At 61.0% G+C, this 21605-nt stretch carries 21 protein-coding genes; 14 read left to right on the top strand and 7 right to left on the bottom strand.

The genetic code is table 11. From position 1 onward, the window contains the following. Positions 1 to 167: 167 nt before the first annotated feature. Positions 168 to 1430, bottom strand: a complete 1263-nt coding sequence (locus DKB74_RS06815; protein WP_109807387.1) for an abortive infection family protein — start codon at positions 1428 to 1430, stop codon at positions 168 to 170. A gap of 251 nt (positions 1431 to 1681) precedes the next feature. Between DKB74_RS06815 and DKB74_RS06810 the strand changes: the two genes are divergently transcribed. From DKB74_RS06810 to DKB74_RS06780, 7 genes are all read left to right on the top strand, one after another. Then, positions 1682 to 3670, top strand: coding sequence for a ParB/RepB/Spo0J family partition protein (locus DKB74_RS06810; RefSeq protein ID WP_109807386.1), 1989 nt, complete (start codon positions 1682 to 1684; stop codon positions 3668 to 3670). Between the two features lie 155 nt (positions 3671 to 3825). After that, positions 3826 to 4767, top strand: coding sequence for an ArdC family protein (locus DKB74_RS06805; protein ID WP_109807385.1), 942 nt, complete (start codon positions 3826 to 3828; stop codon positions 4765 to 4767). Between the two features lie 11 nt (positions 4768 to 4778). Continuing rightward, positions 4779 to 5201, top strand: coding sequence for a hypothetical protein (locus DKB74_RS06800; RefSeq protein WP_109807384.1), 423 nt, complete (start codon positions 4779 to 4781; stop codon positions 5199 to 5201). Positions 5202 to 5503: 302 nt separating this feature from the next. Beyond that, on the top strand, positions 5504 to 6457 hold the full coding sequence (locus DKB74_RS06795) for a DUF2493 domain-containing protein (protein ID WP_109807383.1): 954 nt from the start codon (positions 5504 to 5506) through the stop codon (positions 6455 to 6457). A 117-nt stretch (positions 6458 to 6574) separates the two neighbouring features. Continuing rightward, entirely contained in the window at positions 6575 to 7012 is a 438-nt protein-coding gene (locus tag DKB74_RS06790; protein WP_109807382.1) for a DUF6878 family protein, read from the top strand. Between the two features lie 10 nt (positions 7013 to 7022). Continuing rightward, positions 7023 to 7451 (top strand): DUF6915 family protein, encoded by a 429-nt coding sequence (locus DKB74_RS06785; RefSeq protein WP_109807381.1) that lies wholly within the window; start codon positions 7023 to 7025, stop codon positions 7449 to 7451. Positions 7452 to 7750: 299 nt separating this feature from the next. Then, positions 7751 to 8140, top strand: a complete 390-nt coding sequence (locus DKB74_RS06780; protein ID WP_109807380.1) for a single-stranded DNA-binding protein — start codon at positions 7751 to 7753, stop codon at positions 8138 to 8140. A gap of 116 nt (positions 8141 to 8256) precedes the next feature. Here the strand turns inward: DKB74_RS06780 and DKB74_RS06775 are convergent, their stop codons facing one another. Further along, positions 8257 to 8541 carry a DUF6437 family protein gene (locus DKB74_RS06775; RefSeq protein WP_239987412.1) on the bottom strand — a complete coding sequence of 95 codons (285 nt, stop codon included), beginning with the start codon at positions 8539 to 8541 and terminating at the stop codon, positions 8257 to 8259. Between the two features lie 272 nt (positions 8542 to 8813). Between DKB74_RS06775 and DKB74_RS06770 the strand changes: the two genes are divergently transcribed. After that, positions 8814 to 9050 (top strand): hypothetical protein, encoded by a 237-nt coding sequence (locus DKB74_RS06770; RefSeq protein ID WP_109807379.1) that lies wholly within the window; start codon positions 8814 to 8816, stop codon positions 9048 to 9050. Between the two features lie 102 nt (positions 9051 to 9152). Here DKB74_RS06770 and DKB74_RS06765 read toward each other — a convergent pair whose 3' ends face one another. Continuing rightward, a complete protein-coding gene (locus tag DKB74_RS06765; protein WP_109807378.1) occupies positions 9153 to 9347 on the bottom strand; it encodes a hypothetical protein in 195 nt (64 codons plus the stop codon). Between the two features lie 465 nt (positions 9348 to 9812). Between DKB74_RS06765 and DKB74_RS06760 the strand changes: the two genes are divergently transcribed. The 4 genes from DKB74_RS06760 (at position 9813) to DKB74_RS06745 (ending at position 15781) form a co-directional block, all read left to right on the top strand. After that, positions 9813 to 10121, top strand: a complete 309-nt coding sequence (locus tag DKB74_RS06760; protein ID WP_239987411.1) for a hypothetical protein — start codon at positions 9813 to 9815, stop codon at positions 10119 to 10121. After that, positions 10111 to 12495, top strand: coding sequence for a type IV secretion system DNA-binding domain-containing protein (locus DKB74_RS06755; protein ID WP_109807376.1), 2385 nt, complete (start codon positions 10111 to 10113; stop codon positions 12493 to 12495). The genes DKB74_RS06760 and DKB74_RS06755 overlap by 11 nt, the downstream gene beginning before the upstream one ends. Positions 12496 to 12532: 37 nt before the next feature. After that, positions 12533 to 15469 (top strand): MobF family relaxase, encoded by a 2937-nt coding sequence (gene mobF, locus DKB74_RS06750; RefSeq protein WP_109807375.1) that lies wholly within the window; start codon positions 12533 to 12535, stop codon positions 15467 to 15469. 72 nt (positions 15470 to 15541) lie between these two features. Then, the gene (locus tag DKB74_RS06745) at positions 15542 to 15781 is read left to right on the top strand and encodes a hypothetical protein (protein WP_109807374.1); all 240 of its coding nucleotides are present in this window, start codon (positions 15542 to 15544) and stop codon (positions 15779 to 15781) included. A gap of 33 nt (positions 15782 to 15814) precedes the next feature. Here the strand turns inward: DKB74_RS06745 and DKB74_RS06740 are convergent, their stop codons facing one another. From DKB74_RS06740 to DKB74_RS06725, 4 genes are read right to left on the bottom strand one after another with little or no spacing between them, the layout of a single operon-like run. Continuing rightward, entirely contained in the window at positions 15815 to 16012 is a 198-nt protein-coding gene (locus DKB74_RS06740) for a DUF6961 family protein (RefSeq protein WP_109807373.1), read from the bottom strand. Next, the gene (locus DKB74_RS18980) at positions 16012 to 16320 is read right to left on the bottom strand and encodes a DUF5818 domain-containing protein (RefSeq protein ID WP_239987410.1); all 309 of its coding nucleotides are present in this window, start codon (positions 16318 to 16320) and stop codon (positions 16012 to 16014) included. Before DKB74_RS18980 ends, DKB74_RS06740 begins: the two co-directional genes overlap by 1 nt. Next, a complete protein-coding gene (locus tag DKB74_RS18975; RefSeq protein ID WP_082820013.1) occupies positions 16311 to 16736 on the bottom strand; it encodes a thermonuclease family protein in 426 nt (141 codons plus the stop codon). The genes DKB74_RS18980 and DKB74_RS18975 overlap by 10 nt, the downstream gene beginning before the upstream one ends. An 11-nt stretch (positions 16737 to 16747) precedes the next feature. Next, a complete protein-coding gene (locus DKB74_RS06725) occupies positions 16748 to 17392 on the bottom strand; it encodes a S24 family peptidase (RefSeq protein ID WP_007011047.1) in 645 nt (214 codons plus the stop codon). A gap of 408 nt (positions 17393 to 17800) precedes the next feature. Here DKB74_RS06725 and DKB74_RS06715 point away from each other — a divergent pair, with 408 nt between their 5' ends. Both DKB74_RS06715 and DKB74_RS06710 read left to right on the top strand, forming a co-directional pair. After that, entirely contained in the window at positions 17801 to 18658 is an 858-nt protein-coding gene (locus DKB74_RS06715) for a BrxR family helix-turn-helix transcriptional regulator (protein WP_109807371.1), read from the top strand. Continuing rightward, positions 18655 to 21603 (top strand): DEAD/DEAH box helicase, encoded by a 2949-nt coding sequence (locus DKB74_RS06710; RefSeq protein ID WP_109807370.1) that lies wholly within the window; start codon positions 18655 to 18657, stop codon positions 21601 to 21603. The genes DKB74_RS06715 and DKB74_RS06710 overlap by 4 nt, the downstream gene beginning before the upstream one ends. The last annotated feature ends 2 nt before the right edge of the window (positions 21604 to 21605 follow it).

Here is a 21605-nt window from a genome sequence, read left to right as displayed (position 1 = left end):
TTATCCCTCCGGACTGTCTGCCCTGCTGTCCGCATGTCCCCAATTAGGCGAAGATTAGCTCAGTTCGAACCGTTGTACTATTTACGCCTAGATGATTGCTCAAAAACTATGCTCGGCCGAAAACATTATCTCCGCTGTCGACTCTTCGTTGCCCACTTCCAGGTCGTCTATTCGGCCTCCGTGAGAGCATTTTCCTGCCTGTCGGTGCGCTGGCGATAGGTTTCCGTTACAAAATCGATGAAAGAAACTGCAGCGCCGACCGCAAGCCTTGCGTGCCGAGGTTGAAGGCCCTTGTGCTGACCGTCACGCCCATGACCTGAACCGTATAGCCCTCGCAGCTCCGCCAAATATTGCGTCAGCGCAGTCAGATTGCGGAGGATCAGCTTGATGGTGTTTGCCCCTTTCGCTTCCTCCGAGATTCCTTCGGGCACAAGACCGAGTTCACCTGCAACCAACTTCGTCAGCGTGGGAAGGTCTGCATTCTTGCTGAATGGAATCCCTCTATTCGTGAGCACCGTCTTGCAGCAGCTCTCGACGAGCTCTTTTGCAGTACCGATTGCCAATGCAGGATCGCGATCGACAGAATTCTCAAGTCTCTCTATCTCCTTCTTCATCCATCCTGCATTGAGAGCGTCAGCGACAGTCTTTGCGCGCAGCACTGATCTTTCGCCGTAATCGCTGATGGGTTTGGCAACAAAGCGCGGCCGTCCCGCAATCTTTTCCACTTCGACCAGCGACCAACCCTCAGGGTGCAGTTGGTCGTTGAAGAATCTTACCATTTCCAACGCTTTGTTCCGATCGGGCCTAACAATCGGGTGAACCATCTCTGCAAGGAAAGCCAAGAACATGTCCGCGGGTCCGCTCAGCAGGTTGAACCTGCGATCAGCGAAAATCCAGTCATCGTCCCAGTCGTCGTTGTTCCGGCGATGCTGCCAAATATCCCCCGCTGCGTTCTCGAAGCGATGATCCGTAGAGGGCATGGACTCGAGGTCCCAAAGGCGCTGCAGAAATTCTACATCATCGAGCTCGCCCATCCATTGGACCTTCTCAACCTTCAACCCGTCGATAATGTTCTGACGGGCACGCCGGGACAGCCGGCCGGGTGATGAGCGCCAATCGGTACGGGCCTGGATGCGGGGCCGGATCTCAACACTAAACCAATCATTCGAGCCATCTTCGAACACAGATTTCACCCGCGCGGTAATCTGCTCTTCCAAAGAACTGCGCTTTGCAGACAACCGTCCAAACTCGGAAGGCTCGATGGTCAGAAATACGGTGTGTATCCGCGTTCCGCCGTTCCAGTTGTCGTAGCCGGTTTCGGTGATCTCGGCTTCAGCCTCGCGCAATAGTTCGGCCGCTTCATTCATGCCCTCGGCAGCGAGCATGGCTTCGACAGTTGCAAGCTTTGCGTCTTCTTCGCGGTTAATCATCGGGCATAAATAGCACAGAACAATGAGTGAACAAAGCGCGCGCTTGACTATCCCCCAGTTTTCTCCTGCTCACGCAAAGGCCTCCGAGTGGGACAAGTTGTCGAACGTCCGCTTGCGTCGTTTCAACCTATAACTGCTGACTGTCAGCAATCAGCCCACCGGCAGTCATTGAGAGGGAAGGGGGCTTGCTTCTGTTTGAGCCGAACGAGCGTTGATGGTCGATGCTGGGCTCGCAATCAGGAGTATATCCCATGATCAAGACGATCCCGTTGACCAAGTTGGTCCAGTCCCCTCGCAATGTGCGCCGCCAAGGCGACCCAGCCGCAGATGTCGAACTGAAAGCGAGCATTGCAGCCCATGGGTTGTTGCAGAACCTCATCGTTCGGCCTGCTGCTCGTGGCAAATTCGAGGTCCAAGCCGGAGAGCGCCGCCGGTGCGCCTTGCTGGCACTTGCTGAAGAGAAAGTCCTGCCGAAGGGCTACGAGGTTACCTGCCTCGTGCTTGAGGACGATGCGGAAATCGCAGTCGAAACGAGCCTGGCCGAAAACTTCCATCGCCTCGCGATGAACCCCGCCGACGAAGCGCAAGCGTTCGCTGCCCTGATCGAGGCAGGGGCATCGATGGAGGATGTCGCGCGCCGGTTCGGACTGACGGTCCGCTTCGTTGAAGGCCGGCTGCGTCTCGCGACCCTTGCACCCGTTGTCTTCGATGCACTGGCGGCCGGCGAAATCACTCTCGATCTCGCCAAAGCTTTCGGCGCGACCTCCGACCAGGAGATTCAGGCTCGCGTCTACGAACAGGCGTCCTCGGGCTATTATGCGCCCAGCGCCGACAGTATCCGGCGCATGGTGCTCTCCGGCACGGTTCGCGGCAGCGATGCTCGGGCCCGTCTTGTCGGTCGCGAAGCCTATATCGCTGCAGGTGGCCGGATCGAACGCGAACTGTTCGACGACGATGACAGCGAGTCCTGGGTTGATGTCGCGCTTCTGGAAACGCTCGCTGCGGAGGAGATGGAAAAGCGCGCCAAGGCGCTCGCAGCAGAGCAGGGTCTTGCCTGGGTCAAGCCGACGCTTGACGCCTATGCCAGTCACGATCTCGTCGAAGGTCTCATTCGCCTTCCGGCCGAGCCGGCTCCGTTGACTGACGCCGAACTGGCCCGCCTTGACGAGCTCGATGCCTCGTACGACGAGCATGCGGCCATTCTTGAGGACGAAGACAGCGCCGAAGAAGCAATTGCTGCGGCCGAGGCGACGATCGAAGCGATCGAGCGCGAATGCCAGGACATTCGGGCAAAGCCCCCGGAGCTGGCACCCGAACTGAAGGCCGATGCCGGAATGATCCTCGTTCTCTCGCGCGACGGCACACCAGTTCTCCAGCCGGTGTTCTACGGCGAGCGCGACATCGAAGTCGTTGGTGACGAAGATGTCGTCGAAGTCGTTGCGAGTGTCGGCAGTGATGGCAAACGCCGTGCAGCGCTTTCCAAGCGTCTGGTCGACGAACTTGCGATGCAACGTCGTGACGTGCTCTCGCTCCACGTGGCATCGGATCCCGGCCTTTCGCTCGACATCATGGTCTTCACCCTCGCGGATGCCGACACCCACGACTGGCGGTCACGCGCGGCCACGACCCTGCGTGGCGGCGTCCCCGCGGGTCCGATTGTCGGGTTCGAAGCGAAGGATGCGCCGGCAAGCGCATCCCTTGCGGACCTGCGCTCGGGTCTCGATGAGAGCTGGCGATCTGGCGAAGACGCTTCGTCGCGCTTCAAGATGTTTCGGGCACTCGCTGATGAAAGTCGCGCAGCATGGCTCGGCTTCGTCGTCGCTCGCACACTCGAGGCGAGCCTCAACATGGCAGGCGAACGTCAGATCACGTTCCAAGATCATCTGGGCAGCACGATCGGTATCGACATGGCGCAATGGTGGCGTCCGACCGCGGCAAACTACTTCGACCGCGTCTCGAAGCAGGTCATCCTTGATGCGCTCACCGATGTTGGCGGCTTGGAACTGTCCTCACGCTTTGCATCGGTGAAAAAGGGCGATCTCGCGATGAGCGCCGAGCGCGTCTTCGCGGGGACCTACATCACCGAGGTCGAAGTTCGGGAAAGGGCCCTCGCCTGGGTGCCCGAAGTCATGCGTTTTGCCGACCAGCCGGAAATTCCTGCCGATAACGAAGCGCAAAGTCCCGACGTGGATTTCGTCGCCAACGACGACCATCAGCCCCCGAGCGAGCTGGCCGCCTGACCTCCTCCTGACAGGAACGGCTGCTCGCCCACGTGAAGCGGTCCTCCGGCACATGCCGGGGGGCCGCTTCCTTCGTGGAAAGAGAGCGGAGGGGGCTCCGGGATCTCCGGCACTGACCGACGGAACTGTCGTCAGGCCATTTCAGGAGATCCAACATGGCCTATCGCAAGGGACAAAGCGGCGGAGTGTCGCCTGCTACCCGTATCACCCAGGAAATCATCGCTCGCCTCGAGTCCGGCACGAAGCCGTGGATCAAGCCATGGCGCGGTGTGCCATTCTCGCGCCCATTGCGGGCGTGCGGCATCCCTTATCGCGGCATGAATGTATTCTGGCTCTGGATGGTTGCCGACATGTGCGGTTACGCCTCGCCGTTCTGGATGACCTACAATCAGGCCAAAGAACTGGGCGCACAGGTGCGCAAGGGTGAAAAATCCACCATCGCCATCTTCTACAAGAGCTACACCAAGGAAGTCGAAGCACCCGACACCGGCGAAAAAACCGACGAGAGTCGTCGCGTGTTGAAGGCCTACCCGGTTTTCAATGCTGATCAGGTCGAAGGTCTTCCGGAACACTTCCATCCCGCCGCGACGCTTGAGGTGGTGGAACCCGAGGGCCGTCAGGCTGAACTTGACTCATTCTTTGCCGGTATTCCGGCCGTCCTGCGGCATCAGGGCGACGAAGCCTATTATGAGCCAGTGGCTGACCGGGTGACAATGCCGCCCGCGCATCTCTTCTCGGGCTTCGATCACTATTACGCGACGCTCGCGCACGAGCTATCGCATTGGACCGGCCATGCCAGTCGCCTCGACCGCAATCTCAAGAATCGATTTGGTTCTGCAGCTTACGCTGCCGAGGAACTCATTGCCGAACTTTCGAGCGCAATGCTTGGCGCTGAACTCGGTCTGCCAGTCACCCACCTGGATAGCCATGCGAGCTATATCGAGCACTGGCTCAAGCTCCTGAAGCAGGATGACCGTGCCATTCTCACCGCTGCCGCAAAGGCTGAGGAAGCATCGAGGCTTTTGCTCAGACTCGGAGGACGGATCTCTGCCGATGATACCGACGAAGCGTGTGCCGACGCTGCGTTGGCCGCCTGAAGGAGGGTGTCATGGGCCGATCGGTCAGTTACCCCAGCGGGGCCATTGTCGCCTTCACCGTGCTCGAAGTCGAAGACGACGACGACTGGGACTTCGAATATGAGTGGCTCCGCGAAGATCTGCGCGAGCGCGCAGGGCAGGCATTCCCTTCCCTGATCGCCCACGACGGTTGGCGAGGCCGCGAAGACCGCGTCCTCATGCGCAATGCTTATGTGGATTTCGGCGTGTCGGTTTACGCCGGCCTGGTTGCGGTATGGATCGTCGAGCGTGACGATGGCACCTATTGGGATGCCGATTGGCGCACGGCCAGATCGCCGAGGGCACAACGCTGGCTGTCCCAGATCGCCTCGCGTTTTGAAGCGTTGTTCGGCGACTACGTCTGCCTCGGTCACATGTCGAACGGTGAGGGCGTTTACGCAAAACGGGTGGCCTGAATGCGCCAGTCATTTTGACCGTGGCGAGGTGCCTGTCCTCCCTGACGAAGCTTGCTTTTGCACTCATGGTCTGAAGCCATGCGAGAAAGGCCCTGGGCCAGCCGCCAGTCTTCCGCAACCCGGCTTGCGCAGGCCCGAGTTGGCCCGGCCCTGTGTGGGCCGTTGGCCTGCCCGCGCCAGCCTGCCCAAGCGGGTTTCCCCTGTCGGGTGCGGAGACTGCCTCAAGCTGGCCCTGACGGGCTCTCGCTGGCGCAGCCATGAGCGGGTGCGTCAGCCTCACGCCAGTCAGGAGGACAATACCCATGCACTCATCATTTTCTGACCAACTTGCCGGCCTCGATCTTTCCGGTTTTTCGATTGGTCCTGCCCCGGTTTCCACCAATGATTTTCCGGTCCACGATGCGGTAGTCCAGACGCTCGAAGCGGTCTGGTCCGATCTATTTGCGATGGTCTCTGGGACTGCGCTGGAGGCCGATGCCGAGGACCTCGGCTGGGCGTTCGTCAACATCTTCCACCGTTCCGCGACCCGCAAATCGACCGCAGTTGACCGCGCAACCGACGAAGTCCGAGCGCTCCTGGCCACTGCCGATGGATCCGAAATTCATACCCATGAACTCGAGACCCAGGTTGAGCGTGCGCAGTGTGCCGAAGGGGCCATGATCGCTCTCGAAGAGATGCGCGAAGTGGCCGCTGCCCTCTATCTCAACGAATTCGGCTCCTCGTGGAAGCCCGTGTCGAGTTCGCGCTTCAATCACAGCGCCATGCTGACTTCCGCGCTTGTGGAGGGCCGCGAGTTCGTCCGAGCCCGGTCCGAAGCCAAGCGCCGCGCCGCCATGCCTGAAGGCACGCCGGTGATCTTTGCCGGTGGCCGCACACGCCATCCAAACGAGCAGGACGCGCTCACCTTCGCCAACAACGTCTGGGCTACTCTGGACAAGGTCCACGACCGGGTTCCTGACATGGTGCTTGTCCATGGTGGCGACACCAAGGGCGTTGACCGTCTGGCATCCTCATGGGCGGAGCGACGCAGTATCCCCCAAATCAGCTTCTCCCTCGACATGCGCCTGGGCGCGCGCGCAGGCTTCAAGCGCAACGAGCGTATGCTCTCGCTCGACCCCCGTTATGTCGTCGCCTTTCCTGGAAACGGGGTTCTGGAGCGCCTCGTCATCGAAGCCAAATCCCGTCGGATTACCGTCGTCGATCGCCGCGGTCCGCTTGGAACTTCTCCCAAGCGCGCGGCTCAGGATACCGACTGATGCGTCCGGCATCGCGCCAGCGCCATCGGCGCTGGCGCAGCCCGTCAGAGGAAAGAGATCGCCTGTTATCGTGGGCAAGACGATCGGTCCTTGCCCGAACACTGCAGGAGAAATCTCATGACTGATTTTCAGGCAATCATGGCTGACTTTGCTGTCCGCCAGGTCGAACGTGCGGCGCAGGCACAAAGTGAACTCCAGCGGCTCAAGGCAGCCATCATTGCCCCGCTGCGCAATGCCGAAATTGTCCGCGTAGAAATCCGCTTTGATGGGTGCGGCGACAGCGGTGCGGTCGAAGAATGCGTCTTCTCTGACGCCGTGGGGGCGAGTGTTCCGTGTCCCGAATTGACGATCGACTGTGCTGGAGAAGGCGACGACCAGAGCCTCAGTTCCGCCCTCGAGCAACTGACTTACCTTGCTCTCGAACGCCATCATCCCGGGTGGGAAATCAATGATGGTGCCTGCGGCGAACTGGTCATCGACGTGGCTGCGCCGAGTTTCGTTCTGGACTGCCAGCTGCGTTACACGGCGACCGACGACCATTCGACTGATCTCTAGGAGAAGTGCGATGGCTCATTGCTATTATCACGCCCTATCGTCGGTTCGGAAATGGGGAGGGGTGGTGGAAGATTACCTGCCGCTCCACCAATGGTTTGACCAGTCGAAGGCGATCTTTGCCGATCCGCGGCACCGGGCCCTTCGGCACCATGCCGAAGGCATTTTCATGCTCGAAACGCTGTTCGGGCCTACTATCGTCAACGCCGACAGCCGTGTCGTGCCCGTTCGCCTTGTAGGCGAGCAGCACGTCCGCGAGGACTTGGGCACGATTCCTTCCTTTGCGGATTGGGGGCGCCTCATCACGCCCCAAGACTGGATGTTGCGGGGCCATCGTCTGGACGAGCCTATGCCGCTTGGCACTGTGGAGACTGCTGCTGGCGGCGCGTTTTCAAGGGGGCTTTCGTCCACTTCGGGAGGAGCGTCGGTAGTCGAGATATGACGTCGCCTTTAAAGGCAGGCGAGGTCAGGGGGTACGTCGCATCCCGATAATACGAAAAGTCATGGCTTGGCCTGTGCAAGGCACTCGGGACCAACCCGGCCTGTAAGCAAACCTTTCCTGAAGCATCCCCGTCGAGACGCGCAACCCCGATCAGGTCCGGCCGAGTTGCCGGGCTGCGCCCGGCTGCCCGCACCACCCGAACCAGATCGAGGTTTCCCTTCGGTGCGCTTCGCCGTGGCCGCTTCCTAGTCGGGTTTGCAGCCGGGATGGACCCGGAATGCTCGATCAGGAGAAAGACCATGACCAATCTCGTAATCCTCGTTGGCCGCATCGCCCGCGATCCCGAAAACCGCACGACCCAGGGCGGTACCAACATCACCTCGATCTCGGTCGTCACCGACCGTCCCGCACGCAAGGACGGCAAGACCTACAAGGACGAAAACGGCTACACCGCCAAGGACAGCGAATTCCACCGCGTGACCTGCTTCAACGGTCTCGGCCAGAACGTCGCCAAGTACTGCACCAAGGGCCAGCTCGTGACGGTCGAGGGGCGCATCCACTATACGCAATGGGAAGACCAGGACGGCACCAAGCGCTACGGCTGCGAGATCATCGCCGACAAGGTGGACTTCCTCACCAAGGGCCGGACGTCGAACAATGAAGGTGCGCCCGACATCGATGAGGACTGAGTGCCTCCCGCAAACAACAAGGCTCCGATGGTTCGCGCCATCGGGGCCTTTTTTGTGCTCGCTGTCGTGAACGGCGGGGCGGGGCATCGAGCCCACGCCCCGCCGCGGTTGAAGTGTCAAGCGGGGGAGAGCCGCTTGAGAGCATCGTCGATCCCGATGGTGAGCGATGCGCGGATGAGCTGCTTCAATTGCGCAGGTTCGATCGTTTCGGCTCCGCATTCGAGAAGAACCTTGCCCAGTTCGCCGGCTGCTTCATCTCGGAGCCTGGCCTCCTGTGCATCGAGTTCGTCGCGCTGTTCACGCAGTTTCTTGAGCGCATTGCGCGCGCTCGGTTTGGACCTGGCCATCAGATTGTCCTTTCGCTGACCGTTGGTCCCCTCCACGCGCGACAGTGCCAGCATGGGGCCATGTAGGAAAACGGTTTTTGCCGCGATGCCAGTGCTTTTCACGCTGACGTTGGAGAGGTCTCTCTCGCAGAAAGGCCAAGTGTGATGCGGGCTTTGGGGCCGCGTCAAGGACGACGGGGCCCCACCATTTTTACCGGGCAAGCCCGGCAAAAATCGTTTCCCCCATCGCCGCTTCGCGGCCGCGCTATGCGCGGTCCCTGACCCGGCCCGTCACCCACATCCTCGCAGCTCCTGATGCGACGCATCGAACATCAGGAGGAAAGATCATGTACGCTTCACTGAATATCGCGCAGGGTTCATTCCAGGCAGATCAGGCAGCTTTCGTTGCCGCACTCGACAAGGCTCATGCCCGGTCCCTTCACAGCTACTTCACCCAATATGTCCTGACCGATGGTGAGGCAGGTTACATCGCGGTCGATGAGGGCGATTACGGCGCACTGCCCAAGGCCATGCTGGACCGGGTCATCGACACAGTGCCAGGAAAGCTGAGCGATGAAATCTGATGCCACACACAAGGAGGAAGTCCGTCAGGGCTTCCTCCTATCTTTTTGCTCGGGTCCCGTTTTGTCGCTCCCGGAGGCATTGCGCGAGCATTCCCTGCAGCATCAGACCTCGGCGGTAGACGCATCGAATTCCTCCAGCCGATCGGGCATGTCGAGTACCTTCATGGCCGCTGCTGAAATGGCCTCGGCCTTCGTCGGAAAGGCTTCTGCCGAACTGATCGACACGCCGCTTGAATAGGTAACGGTTGCCTGGAAACCATTGCCTTTGGGTGTCGCGCTCAGTGTTACATCCGCCATAGCCATGCTCCCGGTAGGATGCCCGCGACACCATTCTTCCTGACGGCGGACTCGATCGATCTTTAACACAATCGGCAATCGAGCGGCATCGTCTTCATCCCCTGGTCCTGGGATTTCAAAACCGCCGATCCCGTGCAGGTCATGACACTGGGATCTACCCTCTAAGCTGGGGACAGAGGTGCACACCCTACGCGACAAATCGCAAGTGGGAGGCGGTAAAAAAGAGCGTAAAGACAGCGTGTTGATGGATTCTTGCAAAAATGGCAGCTTCTCAATCAGAAATGAATAGTCGCCAATTCGTCAATCGGATTCGATTGAAAGCAGCCAAGAATGGCGCATTCCTGCGCATTACGAGCGTTCTTGACATGTTCTCATTTCTGATTTAGACAACACACGCCTTTCGCAGTGCGTTCCGGGCTCCTGACCACAAGGAGTCCGTGCATGACACGGCCAAAATCTCTCCAAGTGCATGTCACCGTCGAGCTCGCTGAGCGGGTTCGTGCTGCAGCCAACCGGCGCGATATCAGCGTCAGCGAATGGATCCGGTCGCTGCTTTCGCAGGCATGCGAAAATGATGATCTTGCATCGAAGCTCGAAACATCGGTCGACCGCATCAGCCGTCAATCGGTGTTCACGATGGTCGGCGTTGATGCCCTTCTCGCAGGGCATGCCGATCACGGTCTGCGTGAGCGAGCCCATCACGCCTACGCGCGCAAATGCAAGGAACTCGGGCTCACCGCAAACACCGGCGAGGGAGGTTCCGATGAAGCGTAACCTCGTCAACTTCACGCGCGGAAGTCAGCTGCTCGGGCACTTCAGCTTCATGTTTGCAGCAGGCCTCAAGGGGCCGCTGATCATCGCCGCCATCGGCATTTCCTGGACTAGCTGGTGGACCATTTCGGCAGGGCTGAGCGATCACGAAGCCTACCTCGTCTGGATGCGCATTTATGCTGCCATCTACGGCTTCATGGAGTTCGATCCGGCCAAACAGGTCGCACTCGAAACGGGGTTTGGAGGAACCGTCCAGCTCCCCATCATCATGCTCGATGCCTATCCGCCGGTGATCCGTGCGTGGGATCATCTGCTGGACTTGCTGGGCGACGCTTTGGTGCGTTCGGCCTTGCTTCTCGTGCCGGCGTTCGTGCTGTTCTACTGGTTCGCAGCGCGCTTCGGCAGCCGTTCGAAAGAGCGCAAACATGAGCGCGGGGCCATGCTCGTGACACTACCGGAACTGGTCGATGAACTGCGCGGTCACAACCAGCGCGAGCGAGCCCGAGAGCTTTCGAGCGCCATGGGTTGGAAATGGCATCTGTGTTCGCCCAAGGAACTGTCTGCGGCATTTCCATACCGGCCCTCGCATCTTGCGACGGTCGTCTATCCCTGGCGGCTTGAACAGAGCCACGCCATGCTCATCGGGACCACCGGCATGGGCAAGACAGTCGCCATGTCGGACATGATTGCCGAAGCCCGCGCCAAGGGACAGCGCTGCGTCGTATTCGACCTAACCGGCGCTTTCATCGAACACTTCTACCAGGCCGACCGGGACATCATTCTGAACCCGCTCGACGCGCGCTGTCCGCAATGGAGCCTCTTCGACGAATGCCGCACCGAAGGTGAATTCTGGGCGGCAGCGGAAGCCCTCGTCCCCCATGACGGGGGCGGGGAGGCGCAGTTCTGGGTTGTCGCAGCGCGTGCGCTGTTCGTCGAATTCTGCCTCAAACTGGTGGCCGAAGGACGGGGCACCAATGCCGCGCTTGCCCGCGAACTGATGACTGCCGATCTCTCGCGGGTCCACGCCATGATGCGCGGCACGATCGCTGATCCCCTAACTGCTCCTGAAGCCGCGCGCATGGCGGAATCGATCCGGGCAGTGTTCAACGTGAACGCCAAGGCGCTGAAGCTCCTGCCCACTTCCGGGCGCCGCTTTTCGGTCCGCGACTGGATCGAGGAGGGCGCCCATGACGACGAAGGCACTAACGCCAAAAGAAGTGGCTCGATGGTCTTCATCTCCGCGCGCTACGTCGACATGAGCGTGTGCGCGCAGCTTCTCACACTGTGGCTCGATACGGCGATGAACACGCTGATGACGATGCCCCGCACCAAGGACCTCAAATGCTGGTTCTTCATCGACGAGCTGGGTGCGCTTCACCGGCTCCCCGCTCTCGAGAAAGGCCTGCAGACGGCGCGCAATTTCGGCGGTGCAATCGTCACCGGCATCCATGCCTATGCCAAGCTCAAGGAGGTCTACGGTGAGAACATGGCGATGACGCTTGCATCGCTTGCCAGGACCAAATTGATCCTCGGTACGGCAGACCGCGAGACGGCCACCTGGTGTTCCGACTTCATCGGGCATCGACAGGTTCGCGACATGGAAGAAGGCTACACCTATGGCTACAACAATGCCCGCGACGCCGTCAGCCTGACGCCGCGCAAGCATATCGAGCCTTTGCTGCTGCCCGACCAGTTGATGAACCTGCCGCGTCTCTCGGGCTTCATCAAATTCCCGGATGGCTTTCCTGCAGCGCCGGTCCGTTTGAAGCCGATAGACCGGGAAAGAATCGCACATGTCTTCGTCGGTCGGGCCAAGGATCGAGAGCCAATCCGGAAAGCCGAAGGCGAAACTGGGGGCGACCAGACAGCTGCCAATCCGCCAGCAAATCAGAGCGAACATCCTTCGTCGAACGATGACGGGGCAGGCAAGCCTGTCGTCCCAAAGCAAGGTACTCTTTCGCTAGAGCCGGTAGTCGAGGCGGATGCCAAGCAATCACGCCAGCAGGCGGCGAAACGGGCGCAGAAGGACATTCCCGACGACCCCAGGAAGGTGTCAGGTAAGTCCGGTCATCCGCGAAAATCGTCGCCCGAAGAGCGCAAGGCAATGCCGCGTAACTCCCGTCCGCTGCTGCCGAAGAATGCGGCGCTCCGCAAAGGCGATCATCCCGATGAGAAGGATCCATCGAATAGCGTGAAGGAGGGACGCCGAAGCGACTTGCCACGGGCCAATCCGCACTCGGATAAGCCGCAAGCCGTCGATCGGACAGCCCAGCGCCAACGAGATGCGGATGCCCGCAAGCTCATGCTCGAAGACGGCGTTCCCGAGCAGGATCAGCCATCGCACGAGGGGCCCGACCTCGGCGATTTTGAACTGTGACGCACGAGGCAGACGCCGCCTGGCGGAGTGAGACCTGATGCTCTCTGTAGCCAATGTCCGCACTGCTGGCGGCGCTGCCAACTACTTTGCCGCCGACAATTACTATACCCGCGCCGATGCCGAGAGATCTGGCCAGTGGCTTGGCAAAGGCGCGGAGACGCTTGGCCTGCGAGGCGTTATCCAAGCCTCGCAGTTCGAGGCCGTGCTCAAGGGCATGCTGCCCGGTGGAAGCCGTGTCGGGAGCGATAACAGGGCCCATCGCGCCGGCACCGACCTCACTTTCTCGATGCCCAAGAGCTGGTCCATCCTTGCCCTCGTCGGCGGCGACACGCGTATCCTCGATGCCTATGGCGCTGCCGTCCGCGAGACGCTGGCCTGGGCCGAGAAGAATCTCGCCGAAACCCGCATGGAGGTCCGAGGCAAGGAAGGGGTGGTCGCGACACGCAATCTCGTGATCGGACTTTTCCAGCACGATACAAACCGCAATCAGGAGCCCAACGCGCACTTTCACGCCGTGGTTGCCAACGTCACCCAGGGACCCGATGGCAAATGGCGAGCGCTGAGGAATGACAAGATCTGGGAGCACAACACGCTGCTCAATGCCATGACCATGGCGCGCTTCCGTTTGGCTGTAGAGAAGCTCGGCTACCAGGTTGGGGAATACGGCAAGCATGGCAATTTCGAAGCGGTGGGCGTCCCAAAACCCGTGCGTGACGCCTTCAGTTCGCGCCGCACCGAGATTCTCGAGGCATACTCGACCATGGAGGCAAAAGGTCCGGCCGCATTGGATGCAGCCACATTGATGACCCGCGCGGATAAGGGGCCAGTGGCAGACCGCCAGGTTCTCGTGAATCAATGGCGCGAGGCAGCGGCACAGTTGGGCTTTGATCCGAGACTTGTCATTGCACAGGCCAATGCACGGGCCGCCACCGACATTGGCTCCGTCTCCGGAATTGGAAATTCGGTCCGATCGATCGGTCAGCGGGCGCGCCTCTTGGCTGCGACCTTCGCGGAGCGTCTGGGGCTACGTCAGGGCGACCCACTTGTGCCTCGCGACATGGGGCGCCGGACGCCCGAACAGATCGCCGCCGTTCATGCGGTCGCATCGGCAATCCGGCATTTGGGCGAGCGTGAGGCGGCGTTCTCGCGGACCGAGATATATCGCTCAGCGCTAGGCTTCGCCTTGCCCACTACTCTTGCCGATATCGAACATCGCGTCGACCAGTTGCTGCGCCAGGGCCACCTGCAAAAAGGCAAGGGTTCAGATCGGCATCTTGTCACAACCCGCGATGCGATCGGGCTCGAGCAGCGCATCATCGCCGCCGTCGAGCACGGACGCGGGCATGGAACTGCCGTGGTCGAAGCCGATGTGGCCGGAGAGCGGCTACAGGCGCTCTCCCAGCTCAAATACGGCCTGACCTTGAACCCTGGCCAGGAAGGGGCAGGGCGCCTGCTTCTCGCCTCGCATAACCGGATTGTCGCTATTCAAGGCGTAGCTGGCGCGGGCAAGAGTACCGTCCTCAAACCTGTTGCAGACATCTTGCGCGAGGAAGGCAAGTCCGTGCTCGGGCTAGCAGTCCAGAACACCCTCGTGCAGATGCTTGAACGTGACACCGGCATTCCCTCGATGACGGTCGCGCGCTTTCTACGCCAACATCAGGGCCTTCTGGAAGGAGCAGACCAGGCGAGGCTTGCCGAAGCTCGCGCGTCTCTGCGCGGTACCACGGTGCTACTCGACGAAGCCTCGATGGTCGGCAATGCCGACAAGGAAAAGCTGGTGCGCCTCGCCAACCTGCTTCAGCTCGACCGCTTCGCCAGCATCGGGGACAGGAAGCAATTGGGCGCTGTCGATGCGGGCAAACCCTTCGACGTCATGCAGAAGGCAGGCGTCGAAACGGCGATCATGAACACCAATCTCCGGGCCCGCGATAAGGCGCTGCGCGATGCTCAATATGCAGCGCAGGGCGGAAATATCGACGAGGCCTTGCGGCATCTCGATCCGCATGTCGTCGCTTCAGGTGATACAGCTGCCGTCGACGCCGCGGCTGCCTGGCTATCGCTTTCGCCTGCTGAGCGTGAGGTGACCGCGATTTATGCTTCGGGTCGCAACTTGCGCGGACAGGTGAATGAAGCAGTCCAAATCGGGCTCAAGGCCAATGGCGAATTGGGACCGGGTTCCTTGGGTCTCACTGTGCTGTCGCGCGTCAACCTGACGCGTGAGGAAATGCGCTATGCGCGCAGCTATGCGGCCGGCATGGTGCTCGAAGTCGACCGCCGGCAAAGGGGGCAGGGGCTGCAGAAGGGCCGCTATGATGTGATCGAAACCGATCCCACCCGCGAACGCGTGATGCTGCAGAACGAGCGGGGCAAGCGCTTTGAATTCCGGCCGGGCCAGATGCGACCGCAGGGTGAGCAGGATCCGCTGCGTCTGTTTGAGGTTCGCCCACTAGAAATCCACGATGGTGACCGCATTCGCTGGACGGCGACGGATCACAAGCGCGGACTGCTCAACGCCGATCAGGCGCGCATCGTGGCGGTTGATACGAAGGGCGTCACGGTGAAAACCTCGCTTGGCGCCGAACAGCGGCTGGGGCTGGGCGACCCCATGCTCGAGCGTCTTGACCTGGCCTACGCACTCAACGCGCACATGGCGCAGGGCCTGACCTCTGACCGCGGGATCGCCGTCATGGATAGCCGCGAACGCAATCTTGCCAACCAGCAGACATTTCTCGTGACGATAACCCGCCTGCGCGACGGCCTAACCCTGTTTGTCGACAATGCGGGCAAGCTCGAAGCAGCAGTTGAGCGCAATCCGGGAATGAAACGCTCGGCACTCGAAACGGTCAATCAGCTGCGCGATGCGGCAGCAACGGGCCAGGCTAAGGGCAAGGCGTCTGATCGTTCGCAAGAACCGGCTCGCGAGCCGCCCGAACTCGATCGCTCGATCACCAAGCCCTTCGAAATCGGGATCTGACGCAGCGTCTATCCGCATGGGATCACATGGCTCCGGTTGACTGTTAGTTCTGTTTTTGTTCTCATGGCGACTATGTCCCGAATCGCCGATGAAATCCTGTTCACGCATATCGAGGTTGCGCTTGCGGTTGCGTCCGAAACAACGCTTGTCGGGCTCGGCGCTGACGATCCGCGAACCCAGCGCAATGCGCGTGTCGATCTCGCACGCCATCTGGTCGAGCGGATGCAGGGTTTGGAGATCGAAGGAGAGGGGAATGCCGCCAGAAGCCCTCACCCCACCCTCTTTCCGGGCGATCTCTCGCCGATAGGCTGACCAGCATTGAGATGTGGCTGAGGTAATACTGGCTTATTGGAGGCGCGTCGGGCGATCCTTCCCCATCAGCTCTGCCACGCGTTTGGCGATGGCTTTCCAAGTGGCGATGCCCGCCTTGTCCTCAACCAGTGCGCGCGCGCCGATCTGTTCGGCGACATGAAGCGGTGCATTCTCACCATGGGTTTTCAGGACCTGGTTGGCACAAGCCCAGAGTTCCCAATCGCTCAGCATCAGCCGAGACGTCCAACAAGGCCGAGGAAGAACGCGATCAAACCGTAGCCCACGACACCGCACGCCCAGAGAAGTTCGATATTGAATTTGGAGCGAGGAGGGCGGGGTTGTCCTGCTGGCCAGATCTGATCGCAGATGAGCTCGTTGAACCCGGCGCGGCGTCCGCAGACTTCCACTTCGCATCCGAGCAACCGGCGTGCTCCATGCCCGGTGTCGAGCTCCCACACCCCGCCTCCCGAATGGAGTTCAAGTCCGAAGGGGCCTTCGGCAAGACGGCCTGTCAGGCAGAGTTCCGGGCCTAGCGGCATGCAGGCCCTTTCCAGTAGCGATCCCAACGCAGCACTGTGCGTGTCTGGATCATCGAGCAGGAGAGATCGGCTCCGTTTGGCAGTCGGCACCATGCAGCCGTCCGGTTGCCGCCTGCCGAACCTTCCGACCGGCATGTCAATCTCGGTCCACGAACCACGACATGCCCTGTCGAGATGGTCCCTCGAGGGCCGCCAAGAAGATCGACGAGCGCGTCGCGCGCTTCGATAGCCGACGCGTCGGGGCAGGGCTGGTTGGTTCGGCATGTTCCGTCCATTTCGCGCGCGGCGATCCCGGCGATGCGGACATGGGGGCCTTCGGCGCACCATATGGGCCCGTCGCCATCCCAGACATGCGTGGGCGTGCAGGTAAAGGTCTGGCCGGCAGCGACGATCGAGGCAGCAAGAAGCGCAAGCATGGGTTCGCTACCTAGCGCAGCGCGCGGCCGAACCAAAGCACGCGGCCGACGATATTGATCGTCCGCTTCTCCAGGCCGCGCCAACTGGGATAGGCCGGATTGTCGCTGAGCACCGAGACCCGCTTGCCTTGCGGTTCGATAGCGACCCGCTTGACGCTGAGCATGTCGTCCATGCGCAGAACATAGATCCCGTCGCGCAGCCGCGACTGTCCATCATTGAGATCGACCATGACTTCATCGCCGTCATGCAGCGTTGGCTCCATCGAATCTCCATGCACGGCGATGATCGAAAGGCTCGTCGCCTTGCTTGCGGTCAGACGGCGCAGCCACTTCTCGTCGAACCCGAACTGGGCGCATTTGGATTCCATCTCGGCCAAAGCGCCGTGCCCTGCCGAGGCTTCGACATCGAGAACAGGGACATGGACCAGTTCGACGACCGGGCCGGATCGCCGCTCGGGCGCACCGAGGATCTTCTCGTCTACTCCGAAGAAGCGGGCGAGCACGGAGCGGTCCTGCTCGTCCAGTTGGCGGGGACTGCCGCGGCGGATGTATTGCTGGATGTAGGCCGCGTTGCGTCCAAGAAGGCGGGAGATCGAGGAGTAATTACAGCCTCGTTGCTGGATCAGATCGTCCAGGGCTTTGCGTGCATCTTCCATCGCTGCGGTCCTATCGCATCCGTCTAGGAAATTCGATCCTAGACTCTAGGAAGCCTTCCTAATAAGAACATACCAAGAACACAAGCGAAAAGCGAGTCGAAGGCGATGGAGCTCCTGGACCAGATTGAGGGCTATTTGGCGCGAAGCGGTACGAAGGCCAGCATGTTTGGTAGGCGGGCCGTCGGCGACCCTCGATTTGTTCAGGATCTGCGCGAAGGGCGTCGACCCAGGCGCAAGACAACGCAACGTGTCCTTAATTTTCTCGCGTCTACAGAGGGAGTTGCGTCCACGCTCTCGGATCGTGTTGACGTGTTAGCGGATTAGATTCGCATTGCCTTAATCACATCCGTACAGTAGGTGTGCCCATACAGAAACTGGTCAGTCCAGCTTTTGTGGGGGCTGCGGAGCATGGACGGCGAATCAGGATTACGAAGAGGGGTCGAGAGCAGGCTGGAATTCATCGAATTCCGTTTGTTCTGGGAAGGCCACGTCAACCGAAGCGACATCGTCGAGACATTCGGGGTTTCGATCAATCAGGCGTCAGCCGATCTCAACAGATATCTGGGTCTGGCCGAGACCAACATGGTCTACGACAAGAGCGCCCGGACCTATGTGCGAAGCTCTTCCTTCAAGCCAATCTTCCATAAGCCTGACGCCGAGCGGTATCTCACCCAGATCCGGTCGATCGCTGACGGGATTATTACGCCGGGCGATGCCTGGATAGGCAGCGTTCCGGGGTTTGCTTGCGCGCCAACACCTGCCCGCGGTGTATCTGCTCCCATTCTCAGAGCGGTCGTGACCGCGATCAAGCGTAAGGAAGCACTCGAAGTCCTCTATCAGTCGATGTCCTCGCCGGATCCGTCTTGGCGCTGGATGGCGCCGCATGCCTTAGTTTTTGACGGGTTCAGATGGCACGCCCGAGCACACTGCGTCCGTAGCGGTGAATTCAAGGACTTCGTCCTGTCCCGCATCGGTGGAACGCGGGCGAGCAAGGCTAGCGAGGGGACAGCTTCGCGCGATCATGATTGGCAGGACGATGTCGACCTGATCATTGCGCCGCATCCCGAATTGAGCACCGGGCAGCGCAAGGCGATCGAGCTCGATTATGGGATGGAAGGCGGCAAGGCCGCGATTCCGGTCAAGCGCGCGCTCCTCTATTACGCGCTCAAGCGGCTCGGGCTCGATACCGACCCGGCCGCCCGGCGGCCCCAGGATCAGCAGATAATTCTACTTAATCGGGCCGAAATCACGGGGGGCTCCCTGTGAATTCCACACCTCAGCCCGGGGCCGTAATCGAGCTGCGCTCAGCGACCTGGAAGGTGCTCGGCACCTCAACGCTAAAGCTTGGGTACAGCGAAGTACATTGCCGCGGCCTCTCCGGTTTGGTTCGCGACAAGGAGGCCCGGTTCGTCTGGAACCTTGAGAAAGATGCACGCGTGCTGGATCCGGCCGGGGTCCACCTCGTCCCCGACACGTCCCCGGGGCTCAATGACACCAAGCTGCATCTCGAGGCGGCATTCCGTCACACGCCGACTACTACCCGACGCCCCATCACACTTGGCCGAGCGGCGATCGATGACCTGACGTTCCAACATCTGCCCGTTGAGCGGGCGCTTGCGCAGGATCGCGTCCGGCTTCTGATCGCGGATGATGTTGGCCTCGGGAAAACGCTTGAGGCCGGGCTTATCGCTTCCGAATTGGCTCTGCGTGGCCGGGCGAACCGGATACTTGTGGTCACCACCCGGGCAATGCTGACCCAGTTTCAAAAGGAATTCTGGACCCGCTTCTCGATCCCGCTTGCGCGGCTCGACAGCGCAGCGATCCGGCGGATGAGGAACCGGATACCCGCCCATTATAACGTCTTCGACCAGTTCGACCGGTCGATTGTCTCGATCGACACACTGAAGCGGGATGCCCAGATCCGCGACGCGATCCGACATTCCTACTGGGACCTGATCATCATTGACGAGGCTCACAACGCCGCGGTCCGTAAAAATACGACGGGGACAAACTCCCAACGAGCCGATCTGGCCCGGCTTCTATCGCGCCGGACCGACTCGCTCCTTTTGCTGACCGCGACCCCGCACGACGGATCCCAGGAGAGCTTCGCCAGTCTGATCGAGATGCTGGACCCGACCAGAGTCCCCGACCCGTCCCGACTGCACCGGAGCGACATTGAAGACTTGGTGGTGCGCCGGTTTCGGTCCTCCCCTGAGGTGGTCGCGGATATCGGCCGCGAGGTTCCGAAGCGGGAGCTGTTCCGGCGCTCTTTCCCCCTCAGCCCTCAAGAGGAACTCGCCTATCAATCCGTTGCGGACCTGCATCTCGATTTGGACGAGGGGTCGTCTCGGGGACGTGCGATCGACTTGTTCCGGACCACGCTCGCCAAGGCGATCTTCTCGAGCCCGGCTGCCTGCCGTGAAACCCTTGAGCGGCGTATCCGGGGCATCGAGAATGGGACCGCCCGCGGCACTCCGGATGACCGGGATCGGCTACTAACTTTGGCAGACCAAGTAGATGCGATCGATACCGGCGCTTTCAGCAAGTATCAGGATCTCTTGCAGCTGCTGCGCGACCTGCGCTGGAACGGAAGAGACCCTCGAGACAGGCTTGTGATCTTCTCCGAACGGATTGCCACCGTGTCCTGGCTCTCCGAGCGCCTGCGGGTCGATCTGGGCCTATCGGAGGAGCAGGTGGCCCGGGTTGACGGGGGTAGCGTCGAAGCGGACGTCCGGACCCAGCAGGTGATTGAGGCATTCGGGCAGGAACGGTCCCCGGTACGCATCCTGATCGCCTCTGATATGGCGTCCGAGGGACTTAATCTGCACTTTCAGTGCCACCGGCTAATCCACTTCGACTTGCCTTGGTCTCTCCTGCGTTTCCAGCAGCGGAATGGGCGCATCGACCGGTACGGACAGGACCGGCCACCCCAGATCACTTATTTCGTCGGTGAGAGCACCCATCCGAAGGTCCGCCAGATGTGGGTGCTCGAGAAGCTGGTCGCCAAGGACGTGGCGGCTCAGGAGGGGGTCGGGGATCCGGCTGTTTTCCTAGGCGCCGGGGATACCGAGGGAGAAGAAACCGTGGTCGCCGAGGCCGTCGCCGCAGGGATCGGTGCCGACGCGTTCGAGGCGCAGATGGACGCGCGGGCCGCGGAGGCTGCGACCCATTTGTCTCTGGACGATGAGTTCGCCGCCCTTTTCGGTGACTATGCGACTCCCGCGCCGGCCAAGGCGGAGGTGGCCGCAGACCTCGCTCCTCCTCGCCTGTACAAAGACACGTTTACCTACGCGACTTCGATGATCGAGCGCCTATCCCGCCTCGAGGACCAGATCTTCGCTGCGGCGCCTTCCGTCGTCCGGGAAGAGCGGATGATCCGGATGACGATCCCAGAGGATATGTGTGCCCGTGATGGCTTCGGATACGCGAGTGAAGGGGCGGTCGACGGGCGCTACATGCCGGAAGAGGCGGTAGGGCCGGGAGACCGGATCGAATTGACAGACCAGGCGCAGGTAATCAATCAGGCTATCGATCAGGCGAAGATGCAGGAACGGTCTTGGCCAACCGTACAGTACCTATGGGACGGGCACCCGATCCTTGAATGGTTTGCGGACCGGGCCAGCACCTTCTTTCCGGAACACGCCGCCCCCGTTGCGTGCCTGCACGGGCGACTTGAGCCCGGCGAGGTGGCGGTGATCCTGCACGGAGCGGTCCCCAACGCGAACGGAGCGCCGGTAGTGGACCGGTGGGCCGTGGTGGTCCGGACCCCGGATGGGAAGCTCCGAATCGAGGAGGTCCCGGACTTTCTGAGCCGGACCCGGTTCGCGGACAACACCCCGAGCCGGCCAATCGAAAACCTGGACACGGCGAGGGGAGTGATCCCCGCGGCTGTAGACCGGTTCCAGACCCATCTCGTCGATCTGCGCCGGGCGCGGGAAGCGGACATCCAGCGGGACTTGGACGACGTCCTTGACCGGCTTGCGGCGCTGGAAACCCGGTTCAAGGAGCAGCTTACGCTCGATCTCGGAGATGTGCTGGCGGATGAAGAAGCGCTCAGTCCCGCTGAGAAACGGCGCCTGACCCTGCGCCGGGCGAAAGAGCAGAAGATCGAACGGCTGTTCCAGGACTGGACGGAATGGTTTGAGCGGACCCGCCGCATGGTGGCCGATCCAAACCCGTATGTCGACGTCAAAGCCGTGTTGGTGGGGTGACG

The organism is Stakelama portus (assembly GCF_003171655.1).
In the GTDB taxonomy this organism is placed as follows: Bacteria; Pseudomonadota; Alphaproteobacteria; order Sphingomonadales; family Sphingomonadaceae; genus Sphingomonas; species Sphingomonas portus.
The sequence above is the reverse complement of the archived record's forward strand: the minus strand, read 5'-3'. Positions and strand labels throughout refer to the sequence as shown.

Excerpts from the sequence above, each read along its gene's own strand:
- DKB74_RS06815 (WP_109807387.1), bottom strand. The coding sequence starts at position 1,430 with ATGATTAACCGCGAAGAAGACGCAAAGCTTGCAACTGTCGAAGCCATG.
- DKB74_RS06810 (WP_109807386.1), top strand. The coding sequence starts at position 1,682 with ATGATCAAGACGATCCCGTTGACCAAGTTGGTCCAGTCCCCTCGCAAT.
- DKB74_RS06805 (WP_109807385.1), top strand. The coding sequence starts at position 3,826 with ATGGCCTATCGCAAGGGACAAAGCGGCGGAGTGTCGCCTGCTACCCGT.
- DKB74_RS06800 (WP_109807384.1), top strand. The coding sequence starts at position 4,779 with ATGGGCCGATCGGTCAGTTACCCCAGCGGGGCCATTGTCGCCTTCACC.
- DKB74_RS06795 (WP_109807383.1), top strand. The coding sequence starts at position 5,504 with ATGCACTCATCATTTTCTGACCAACTTGCCGGCCTCGATCTTTCCGGT.
- DKB74_RS06790 (WP_109807382.1), top strand. The coding sequence starts at position 6,575 with ATGACTGATTTTCAGGCAATCATGGCTGACTTTGCTGTCCGCCAGGTC.
- DKB74_RS06785 (WP_109807381.1), top strand. The coding sequence starts at position 7,023 with ATGGCTCATTGCTATTATCACGCCCTATCGTCGGTTCGGAAATGGGGA.
- DKB74_RS06780 (WP_109807380.1), top strand. The coding sequence starts at position 7,751 with ATGACCAATCTCGTAATCCTCGTTGGCCGCATCGCCCGCGATCCCGAA.
- DKB74_RS06775 (WP_239987412.1), bottom strand. The coding sequence starts at position 8,541 with ATGCTGGCACTGTCGCGCGTGGAGGGGACCAACGGTCAGCGAAAGGAC.
- DKB74_RS06770 (WP_109807379.1), top strand. The coding sequence starts at position 8,814 with ATGTACGCTTCACTGAATATCGCGCAGGGTTCATTCCAGGCAGATCAG.
- DKB74_RS06765 (WP_109807378.1), bottom strand. The coding sequence starts at position 9,347 with ATGGCGGATGTAACACTGAGCGCGACACCCAAAGGCAATGGTTTCCAG.
- DKB74_RS06755 (WP_109807376.1), top strand. The coding sequence starts at position 10,111 with ATGAAGCGTAACCTCGTCAACTTCACGCGCGGAAGTCAGCTGCTCGGG.
- mobF (WP_109807375.1), top strand. The coding sequence starts at position 12,533 with ATGCTCTCTGTAGCCAATGTCCGCACTGCTGGCGGCGCTGCCAACTAC.
- DKB74_RS06745 (WP_109807374.1), top strand. The coding sequence starts at position 15,542 with ATGTCCCGAATCGCCGATGAAATCCTGTTCACGCATATCGAGGTTGCG.
- DKB74_RS06740 (WP_109807373.1), bottom strand. The coding sequence starts at position 16,012 with ATGCTGAGCGATTGGGAACTCTGGGCTTGTGCCAACCAGGTCCTGAAA.
- DKB74_RS18980 (WP_239987410.1), bottom strand. The coding sequence starts at position 16,320 with ATGCCGCTAGGCCCGGAACTCTGCCTGACAGGCCGTCTTGCCGAAGGC.
- DKB74_RS18975 (WP_082820013.1), bottom strand. The coding sequence starts at position 16,736 with ATGCTTGCGCTTCTTGCTGCCTCGATCGTCGCTGCCGGCCAGACCTTT.
- DKB74_RS06725 (WP_007011047.1), bottom strand. The coding sequence starts at position 17,392 with ATGGAAGATGCACGCAAAGCCCTGGACGATCTGATCCAGCAACGAGGC.
- DKB74_RS06715 (WP_109807371.1), top strand. The coding sequence starts at position 17,801 with ATGGACGGCGAATCAGGATTACGAAGAGGGGTCGAGAGCAGGCTGGAA.